The organism is Citrobacter sp. NCU1 (genome assembly GCF_010231475.1).
Classification (GTDB): domain Bacteria; phylum Pseudomonadota; class Gammaproteobacteria; order Enterobacterales; family Enterobacteriaceae; genus Citrobacter_D.
Window position 1 is genome coordinate 25,726 of the sequence record NZ_NRDO01000089.1, and the last position, 9,446, is coordinate 35,171.

General features: G+C 50.9%; 8 protein-coding genes. 4 read left to right on the forward strand and 4 right to left on the reverse strand.

Annotated features, from left to right (window positions below; all coding sequences use genetic code 11):
• Positions 1-171 precede the first annotated feature (171 nt).
• Positions 172-2,769 carry a type I DNA topoisomerase gene (gene topA / locus CJP72_RS22760; RefSeq protein ID WP_162383543.1) on the reverse strand — a complete coding sequence of 866 codons (2,598 nt, stop codon included), beginning with the start codon at positions 2,767-2,769 and terminating at the stop codon, positions 172-174.
• A 395-nt stretch (positions 2,770-3,164) separates the two neighbouring features.
• On the opposite strand from topA, the gene CJP72_RS22765 reads away from it, so the two are divergent.
• Entirely contained in the window at positions 3,165-3,416 is a 252-nt protein-coding gene (locus CJP72_RS22765) for a YciN family protein (protein WP_162383544.1), read from the forward strand.
• A gap of 35 nt (positions 3,417-3,451) precedes the next feature.
• Here the strand turns inward: CJP72_RS22765 and sohB are convergent, their stop codons facing one another.
• A complete protein-coding gene (sohB, locus tag CJP72_RS22770; RefSeq protein WP_162383545.1) occupies positions 3,452-4,498 on the reverse strand; it encodes a protease SohB in 1,047 nt (348 codons plus the stop codon).
• A gap of 236 nt (positions 4,499-4,734) precedes the next feature.
• Between sohB and CJP72_RS22775 the strand changes: the two genes are divergently transcribed.
• Together CJP72_RS22775 and cobO are read left to right on the forward strand one after the other, a co-directional pair.
• Positions 4,735-5,496 (forward strand): YciK family oxidoreductase, encoded by a 762-nt coding sequence (locus CJP72_RS22775; protein ID WP_162383546.1) that lies wholly within the window; start codon positions 4,735-4,737, stop codon positions 5,494-5,496.
• On the forward strand, positions 5,493-6,083 hold the full coding sequence (cobO, locus tag CJP72_RS22780; RefSeq protein WP_162383547.1) for a cob(I)yrinic acid a,c-diamide adenosyltransferase: 591 nt from the start codon (positions 5,493-5,495) through the stop codon (positions 6,081-6,083). Before CJP72_RS22775 ends, cobO begins: the two co-directional genes overlap by 4 nt.
• 83 nt (positions 6,084-6,166) lie before the next feature.
• Here the strand turns inward: cobO and rluB are convergent, their stop codons facing one another.
• Positions 6,167-7,042, reverse strand: a complete 876-nt coding sequence (gene rluB, locus CJP72_RS22785; RefSeq protein WP_162383548.1) for a 23S rRNA pseudouridine(2605) synthase RluB — start codon at positions 7,040-7,042, stop codon at positions 6,167-6,169.
• A gap of 113 nt (positions 7,043-7,155) precedes the next feature.
• Here rluB and CJP72_RS22790 point away from each other — a divergent pair, with 113 nt between their 5' ends.
• Positions 7,156-8,829 carry a tyrosine-type recombinase/integrase gene (locus CJP72_RS22790; RefSeq protein ID WP_193568851.1) on the forward strand — a complete coding sequence of 558 codons (1,674 nt, stop codon included), beginning with the start codon at positions 7,156-7,158 and terminating at the stop codon, positions 8,827-8,829.
• Positions 8,830-8,847: 18 nt separating this feature from the next.
• Here CJP72_RS22790 and CJP72_RS22795 read toward each other — a convergent pair whose 3' ends face one another.
• Positions 8,848-9,351: a phage baseplate protein gene (locus CJP72_RS22795; RefSeq protein ID WP_238340147.1), complete on the reverse strand. Its 504-nt coding sequence runs from the start codon at positions 9,349-9,351 to the stop codon at positions 8,848-8,850.
• Positions 9,352-9,446 lie beyond the last annotated feature (95 nt).

The following is a 9,446-nucleotide window of genomic DNA, read 5'->3' on the forward strand; positions in this document are numbered from 1 at the left end:
TGAGAGCAAACTCCGCCGAGTTGCTAATACGATTTAATAATAAGAAAGTCGATAACTATAACCACTATATCATTTATATTTGTAGTGTATAGACGTCACGAAAAATAATAAGCCACCCATAAAAAAGGCCGCTTTCGCGACCTTTTACACCAACTAACTGTCAGTTAACGGTTATTTCTTACCTTCTACCCACTTACCGTCAACAAAGAAGGCTGACCAGCCGGTCGCTTTTCCGTCTTTCTCCGCAGCAACATATTGCTGTTTCGTTTTACGACTGAAGCGTACCAGTGTCTTATTACCTTCGGCGTCCTGTTGCGGCGCATCGGCCAGATAACGCAGTTTCTCCGGCAGACGATCGCGGAAGCGGTACAGCTCTTCGACGAGCGGCGCACGTGTTTCACGTGATTTCGGGAACGTATTCGCCGCCAGGAAGATACCCGCAGCCCCGTCACGCAGTACGAAGTAAGCATCGGATTTTTCACACGGCAGTTCAGGCAGCGGAACCGGATCTTCCTTCGGTGGAGCCACTTCGCCGTTACGCAAAATCTTACGGGTGTTTTTGCACTCGTCGTTGGTGCAGGCCATATACTTACCAAAACGCCCCATTTTCAGGTGCATTTCAGAACCACATTTCTCACATTCAACGATCGGGCCGTCATACCCCTTGATGCGGAACTCGCCTTCTTCGATTTCGTAACCGTCGCAGGTCGGGTTGTTACCACAAACGTGCAGTTTACGTTTCGGATCGATCAGATAGCTGTCCATCGCTGTGCCACATTTCTGGCAGCGACGTTTAGCACGCAGGGCGTTGGTTTCTGCATCATCGCCTTCGAGCACGTTCAGCACTTCGTTTTCCGGCACCAGGTTAATGGTGGTTTTGCAGCGCTCTTTCGGCGACAGAGCATAACCGGAACACCCGAGGAACACCCCAGTGCTGGCGGTACGAATCCCCATCTGACGACCACAGGTTGGGCAGTCAATACTGGTCAACACCATCTGATTCGGACGCATACCGCCCTCTTCAGGATCTTTCTCCGCTTTATCCAGTTGCTGAGTAAAATCACTGAAGAAGTTGTCAAGAACGCCTTTCCATTCGGCTTCGTGATTCGCCACCTGGTCAAGGCTGTTTTCCATTTGCGCGGTAAAATCGTAGTTCATCAACTCGCGGAAGTTTTCTTCCAGACGGTCGGTGACGATTTCGCCCATTTTTTCCGCGTAGAAACGACGGTTCTCAACACGCACATAACCACGATCCTGGATAGTAGAAATGATCGACGCATACGTTGACGGACGACCGATACCGCGTTTTTCAAGCTCTTTCACCAGCGACGCTTCACTAAAGCGTGCCGGCGGTTTGGTGAAGTGCTGCGCCGGAGTCAGTTCGACCAGCGTCAGCGTATCGCCTTTATTCACGGCAGGTAACGTGCGATCCTCATCACCCTTACGCAGGGCAGGCATCACTTTGGTCCAGCCGTCAAAACGCAGGATACGACCACGCGCTTTCAGACGGAAATCCCCCGCGCCAACGGTCAGCGTGGTGGAATCGTACTGTGCCGGAGTCATCTGACAGGCGACAAACTGACGCCAGATCAGTTGATACAGTTTCTGCGCATCGGCTTCCATATCCTTCAGGACTTCCGCCTGAACGGAGACATCTGATGGACGAATCGCTTCGTGCGCTTCCTGCGAGTTTTCTTTGCTCGCGTACTGATTGGCGCTCTCCGGCAGATATTTCTTGCCGAAGTTGTCGTTAATGTAATCACGCACCATGGATACCGCATCCTGACTCAGGTTTGTTGAGTCAGTACGCATGTAAGTGATGTAACCCGCTTCATACAAGCGCTGCGCCATCATCATGGTTTTTTTAACGCCAAAGCCCAGACGCGTACTGGCCGCCTGCTGTAGCGTGGAGGTGATAAACGGCGCGCCCGGCTTGCTGCTGGTCGGTTTATCTTCACGTTCCAGTACGCTATAGCGCGCTTTCTCCAGCAGACTCACCGCCGCCAGCGTTTGCTCGCGGTTAACCGGACGGAACGGCTTATCGTTCTGGTGCGTGACCTCCAGCGGTAACGCATCGCCAGACGGCGTGGTCGTGCTGGCATCGACTTCCCAGAACTCTTCAGGAACAAACGCTTTGATCTCGCGCTCGCGCTCAACCACCAGGCGTACCGCGACGGACTGAACACGACCGGCAGACAGGCCACGCGCAATCTTTTTCCACAACAGCGGAGAGACCATATAGCCTACGACGCGGTCCATAAAGCGACGCGCCTGTTGCGCATTAACACGATCAATATTCAGTTCACCGGGCTTTTCAAATGCCTGGCGAATGGCGTTTTTGGTAATTTCGTTAAACACCACACGACTGTAGCGTGCGTCGTCGCCCCCGATCACTTCCCGCAGGTGCCATGCAATGGCTTCCCCTTCGCGGTCAAGGTCGGTTGCGAGATAGATGTGGTCAGCTTTTTCAGCTAACTGTTTAAGTTCAGAGACAACCTTCTCTTTACCGGGCAGCACTTCGTAGTGCGCATCCCAGTTATGCCACGGGTCAACCCCCATACGATTGACGAGAGCGCCACGTTCATCCTTTTTGGGCTTTTTAGCCGTTTTGGTGGAGGTAGAGTCGGCGCTCTTTTTAGCTGCTGAGCCACTGGTCGGCAAATCACGGATATGACCGACGCTGGATTTCACCACGTAGTCATTACCCAGATACTTGTTGATCGTTTTGGCTTTTGCCGGGGACTCAACGATGACAAGAGCTTTACCCATATTCACCTTTACCTAATTTGATTCTTCCAGGAATGCGTCGCACGTTGATTCACCTTCCGCTGGCGACGAGACACCGATATGGTCTCTGCGACGACGGATATCAACCCCTTATACTGACTGTGTGCACGAAATAGTCAGGTGACTGAGTTAACAGGCTTTTTAGCACACAAGCGCTATAGCACGACGGAATTGTGGTCGAATGTCAAGCAAATCTGTTGCCAGATTGACGAAAGCGTCACACTGTACCTGATAAAATCCGTTACGCAACTTTATTAGCATGCAAAAACAAATCTCGCCAGTGCAGCCCATGTCATAGAGACCTCGATTTCCTCATGGAATATTTGCCCATAAGCGACGCTCGGCGTAGACTAATGTCCTTGTTTAAGGAGTAAAAAATGCACAAAGACACTCAACCCATCGATCGTGAAACACTGCTGAAAGAAGCCAACAAAATCATTCGTGAGCATGAGGACACGCTGGCGGGGATTGTAGCCACCGGTGTGACACAGCGAAACGGTGTACTGGTGTTCAGTGGCGATTACTTTTTAGACGAGCAAGGATTGCCAACCCCTAAAAGCACCGCGGTGTTTAACATGTTTAAACATTTAGCCCATGTGCTCTCTGAGAAGTATCACCTGATCGATTAAAAGCAAAACGCGAGGCTCAGGCCTCGCGTTTTCGTTTACATCAGCGGCTTTTGCCCGCGCTGCCACCAGCGAAGCAACAGTTTGTCCGCACTTTCTGCCACACTGCCCGTAAAGCGATCCATCAGTTTTTTACGCTGCATAAAACGTACGTTCAACACTTCGCGACCTTCCATCAGATCGAGGATGACGTCATCACTGGTATTGATCTCGTCCACAAGCCCTTTTTCCAGCGCCTGTTGACCATACCAGTGTTCACCCGTCGCCACCTTTTCGATGTCCAGACTCGGGCGCATCTGCTGTACAAACGCTTTAAACAGATGATGGGTTTCATTCAGATCTTCGCGGAATTTCTGACGCCCTTCTTCTGTATTTTCCCCCAACAGCGTTAGCGTACGTTTGTACTGTCCGGCAGTATGCAATTCAATATCAATCTCTTTGTTTTTCAGGAAACGGTTAAAGTTTGGAATTTGTGCGACGACCCCAATCGAACCCACAATCGCAAACGGTGCCGAAACAATTTTATCGGCCACGCAAGCCATCATGTAACCGCCGCTGGCCGCCACTTTATCGACCGTCACTGTCAAGGGAACCTGCTTATCGCGCAGGCGCTGTAATTGTGACGCCGCCAGTCCATAGCCGTGGACAACCCCTCCGGGACTTTCCAGGCGAACCACCACCTGATCCTGCGGTTTAAACACCGCCAGCACCGCCGTCACTTCTTCACGTAATGCGCTCACTTCGTGCGCATCCATGCTGCCTTTGAAGTCAAGAACCCAGACACGGGGCTTCCCGCGAGCGTCGCTTTCTCCCAACTTCGCTTTCGCTTTCGCGGCCTTCGCCTCCAGCTTGTGTTTCTTTTTCTGCGCCTTATGCCAACATTTTTGCTGTGCGCCATCCAGCAGGCTCATCGCCAGCTCTTCTTTCATCTCTTTATACTGCTCACTGAGATTCGTCACCCGTAACTCACCGCGTTGACGTTTACGCTGGGTAGCATTCACAACAATCATGGCAATGGCGCCAATCGCCGCCACCACAGTGACGATCTTTGCTAAAAACAACCCATATTCAGACAACAATTCCACGAGTCCCACCTTGGTTAAACAACACAACTTCGGCTCAGTGTACAACAGGCCAGTAAACCCGTCTCGCTTCATCCATCTGGATGTTACTCAGTGAAAAACATGACAAAGTGTTCATTTTCCGGTGTTATCGCTGTTGGCTGATTGAAAAACCGTAGGGTTTCAGGCATAAAACCGAAAAGTTAATGAAAAGATAAGCCAACTGGCAGGGTGACCCAACGCGTCACCGAGGAGTAGCCGTGCATTACCAACCCAAACACGATTTATTGCAGGACCGCATTATTCTGGTCACTGGTGCCAGCGACGGCATCGGCCGGGAGGCCGCACTCACCTACGCCCGCTACGGCGCCAGCGTCATTTTACTTGGCCGTAATGAAGAAAAACTGCGTGAGGTCGCGCAGGCCATTGCCGGGACAACAGGTTCACTGCCACAGTGGTTTACGCTGGATTTGCTGACCTGTACCTCAGAAAACTGCCATCATCTGGCCCAGCGCATTGAGGCGCACTACCCGCGCCTTGACGGTGTATTGCACAACGCCGGACTGCTCGGCGATATTTGCCCGATGAGCGAACAGAATCCGCAGGTCTGGCAGGACGTGGTGCAGGTCAACGTTAACGCAACATTTATGCTGACGCAGGCGTTGCTTCCTTTATTACTCAAATCGGATGCTGGTTCACTGGTGTTTACCTCTTCCAGCGTCGGGCGACAGGGCCGCGCTAACTGGGGTGCGTATGCGACCTCAAAATTTGCAACGGAAGGCATGATGCAGGTGCTGGCAGATGAGTATCAAAATCGCCATTTGCGGGTCAATTGCATCAATCCTGGTGGCACACGCACCGGTATGCGCGCCAGCGCCTTCCCGACAGAAGATCCTTTAAAACTGAAAACCCCCGCCGATATTATGCCGCTTTACCTGTGGCTGATGGGCGATGACAGCCGTCGTAAAACCGGTATGACTTTTGATGCCCAACCGGGCCGTAAACCAGGAATCGCCCAATGAGTGAAGAACGCTACCAACAACGCCAACAACGCGTAAAAGACAAAGTTGATGCCCGCGTTGCGGCGGCACAAGACGAACGCGGTATCGTGATTGTGTTTACTGGCAACGGCAAGGGTAAGACCACCGCCGCATTTGGCACGGCGACGCGTGCGGTGGGTCATGGAAAGCACGTCGGCGTGGTGCAGTTCATCAAAGGCACCTGGCCAAACGGGGAGCGGAATTTGCTTGAACCCCATGGCGTAGAGTTTCAGGTAATGGCGACAGGTTTTACCTGGGAAACGCAAAACCGCGAAGCCGATACCGCCGCGTGCCTGGCCGTCTGGGAACACGGTAAACGCATGCTGGCCGACGCAACACTGGATATGGTGGTGCTGGACGAGTTGACCTATATGGTGGCGTACGACTATCTGCCGCTTGAAGAGGTCCTGAACGCGCTAAATGCACGCCCGGCACACCAGACAGTGATTATCACGGGTCGTGGTTGCCATCGGGATATTCTGGAGCTGGCGGATACCGTGAGCGAACTGCGCCCGGTCAAACACGCATTTGAAGCGGGCGTGAAAGCCCAAATGGGGATCGACTACTGACTCCAGACCGGAGAAGGCGCTCGCGGCGCCATCCGGCACCGCGCAATGGCCTGATGGCGCTACGCTTATCAGGCCACAAAGGGTTAACCGTTGTTGTTACGACCGCCGGAACGACGACCGCTACCCACCTGACTGTGACGTTTCACGGCACGACGAATCTGATTCGCTTTCATGCGACGTCTGTCTTTCTCGACAGCCACTTTTGACTCGGTTTCTGGCTGCAACTCAACCAGTTCGCGTAAATAGTTCGTCTGCGCGAGATCCAGCTCAGTCCAGCCACCACGCGGAAGACCTTTTGGCAACGGGATATCGCCGTAACGTACGCGAATCAAACGACTCACCTGCACACCCACGGCTTCCCACAGGCGGCGTACTTCACGGTTACGTCCTTCGGTCAACGTCACGTTGTACCATTGGTTAATCCCTTCACCGCCGCTGAACTTAATGGTTTTGAAGGCCGCAGGGCCATCTTCCAACTGCACGCCACGGCTCAGATCGCGTAACTTCGCTTCATCAACCTGACCAAAGACACGCACAGCGTATTCGCGCTCAACTTCACGGCTCGGGTGCATCAGACGGTTTGCCAGTTCGCCATCCGTCGTAAACAGCAGCAAACCGCAGGTATTGACGTCCAGACGCCCGACCGCAATCCAGCGTGCGCCACGCAGTTTGGGTAAACGGTCAAAAACCGTAGGACGACCTTCCGGGTCGTTGCGGGTACACAGTTCGCCTTCAGGCTTGTAATAGGCCAGAACACGACAAATTTGTTCCGCGGATTCTTTCACCGAGATCAGATGACCGTCGATACGGATTTTCAGACCCGGTGTGACTTCAACGCGGTCGCCAAGCGTGGCAATTTTGCCGTCTACGCTCACACGACCTGCTTCAATAATGGATTCGATTTCACGGCGGGAGCCGTGGCCGGCGCGTGCCAGCACTTTCTGTAACTTTTCGCTCATAGAGCTTCCTTTAGGTGTCGCCTTCACAGGCGTCTGATATACTTTCTAAAACAACGAGTTAAGACAAATATCAACCTAACTCACTGATCTGTAACTATTTCATGGTACACAGCATGGCAAACAACGTGTCACACAAGCTGTCACACACAATGATTCGTGGGCGCACATACTACACGAATTTTAGACTAAATGATTCAACAAGTTTTATACGTCTGAGTCTTGGTACTGACAGCCGAAAACAAGCCGAAGTGATCATGAATCAGATCCGCCCATATATTCCACTCGTGCAGAATGGGACGATGGGTATTGATGAGTTTAAACGGAAGATTCAGGGCTACCGCACCGCCACTAAGCAGGACTTTGACTGCTATCTGTTGCGCACCCTCGAAAGGGATGTTGCCGAAGTGAAGCGGCTCCCAGAGTTAGGACTGTGGCATAAAAACATCAATCCTGATTCACCTCTGTCAGCATCTGATACTGTCGAAGCTGCTCAGGGCTATGCAGATGCGCATTTTAGCCGGATGGTGGACGGCAGCGAGCAAACAACTAACGAAGTGCTTGCCAGCCTTCATATGCAGAAACTTGAGCTTTCTAAGGATGATTTACCTCTTGCTAATCAAGTAGGCGCTGCTCTCGATATAAGCCGTATGACTGTTGCGCAAGCCTATGAAGCATTCTATTCAAAAGATATGCTGCGCTATCACCAACTAACTGCAACCTTGCAAGCTCAGTTAGAAGAGGCAAAGCTGAAATCTTCTCCGCAATGTAGTATTGAAACAAACCCGTCTGTTACACCGGAAGTCAAAGCAACCACGAGCCAGGCAATCAAACTTTCCGAAGCATGGGCGCAGTATGTTAAAGAAAAAGGTCAAAAATGGCGTGTAAGCATCGCTAACGAGAACCAGCGTTTCTTTGATGTACTGCTTTATGTTGTTGGCGATAAACCGATTGATCAGGTTACTAAGCAAGATATCCGCGAAGCGTTGAAAGTGACCGAAAACTTACCCACTCGTACCAAGCTGCCATACAAGCGTCTATCTTTGCCAGATTGCATTGATTATGACGTTCCAGAGGAAGATCTGATCAGTAGTCAACATGTTGAAAAACATCTCAAGATCTGGCGGTCGCTTTTTAAAACTTACCTCGTTGACACCAAAGACCTGTTAGAGAAATCCCCTACCGACGGAATCTCATATGAGGTGAAGCCAAACCGGAGAGGCCATTTCAGCAACGCCGAGTTGAGTAAACTTAAGACCAAGCTGTTCTCACTGGAAGATAACGATTGGCGCAAATGGTACTTCCTCACCCTCATTTATACTGGTGCTCGACGTGGCGAAATTGCCTCCATCAGAAAGCGGGACATTCGTTTAGATGAAGAAACTTCACGCTGGTACGTATATATAGAAGAAGGGAAATCCGAACACGCCCAACGCCAGATACCACTTCATAAGGTTTTAGAGTCAGGTTTACTCAACCTTGCCGGAACGCTTAACGATGGAGATCTGCTTTTCGGGGATTTACCTAACTACACGACCGCCACAGTCGAGTGGGCTAAGTTGATGAATGAAACTGGTGTTCCTGATTATGATGAGTTTGGGCTAAAAAGGCGCATACATAGCCTTCGTCACACTTTCGTGAGCCATTGCCTTGCATCTGGGGGCGTGTCTTTGCCTTTGATGCAATTCGTTGTGGGACACTCCCGAACTCAAAGTTTAGGTGTAACCTCCATTTATACGCACCGTCCACCACTTAAAGATCTGCTATGCGTGGTTGATTTCCAGAAATGAAAAAGGGGCGTAAGCCCCTTATTTTTTAAACTCCATAGTAACGGTGTCAGATTCAGTTTTCTTAGGTGCATTGTTCACCACCCTCTGTTTCACCGTACCACCTACAGATTTATTCCCCTGCGTTTTAGTCGCAATTACATTAACGGTAGCGGCACTAACAAGCCTGATCTGTTCAAATTCAAGATCGAATTGCATAGCAAATTCAGATTTATAATCGTAACTGATACCAGAGAGAATGACATTCTCATACACTTTGTGCTCAGTCACTAATGTGATGGGCTGACGACTGTCAAACATCTTATCCAGGTATTCGATAGCTTGACTGATACGAGTGCCATTAACGCCAGCGCTGTATAACAAATCCTTTTCCAGCCTTACCGGAGTTTCGGAAATAATCCCCGATAGCTTGAATGTATTATTCTTAAGCTGAATATGATCGCTCACCTCTGCCCCGCTCTCAACGGGATAGCTGGTAATATCAGCCTGTCTGCGTACTCCCGTATCCGTCACGGCATCGAACACTATCGCCTGATAGTTCTGGATATAGCTATCTGAGGGTGATGCTGCCAACTTACTGATTTAGTGTATGATGGTGTTTTTGAGGTGCTCCAGTGGCT

Excerpts from the sequence above, each read along its gene's own strand:
- rluB (WP_162383548.1), bottom strand. The coding sequence starts at position 7,042 with ATGAGCGAAAAGTTACAGAAAGTGCTGGCACGCGCCGGCCACGGCTCC.
- CJP72_RS22790 (WP_193568851.1), top strand. The coding sequence starts at position 7,156 with ATGGCAAACAACGTGTCACACAAGCTGTCACACACAATGATTCGTGGG.
- topA (WP_162383543.1), bottom strand. The coding sequence starts at position 2,769 with ATGGGTAAAGCTCTTGTCATCGTTGAGTCCCCGGCAAAAGCCAAAACG.
- cobO (WP_162383547.1), top strand. The coding sequence starts at position 5,493 with ATGAGTGAAGAACGCTACCAACAACGCCAACAACGCGTAAAAGACAAA.
- CJP72_RS22765 (WP_162383544.1), top strand. The coding sequence starts at position 3,165 with ATGCACAAAGACACTCAACCCATCGATCGTGAAACACTGCTGAAAGAA.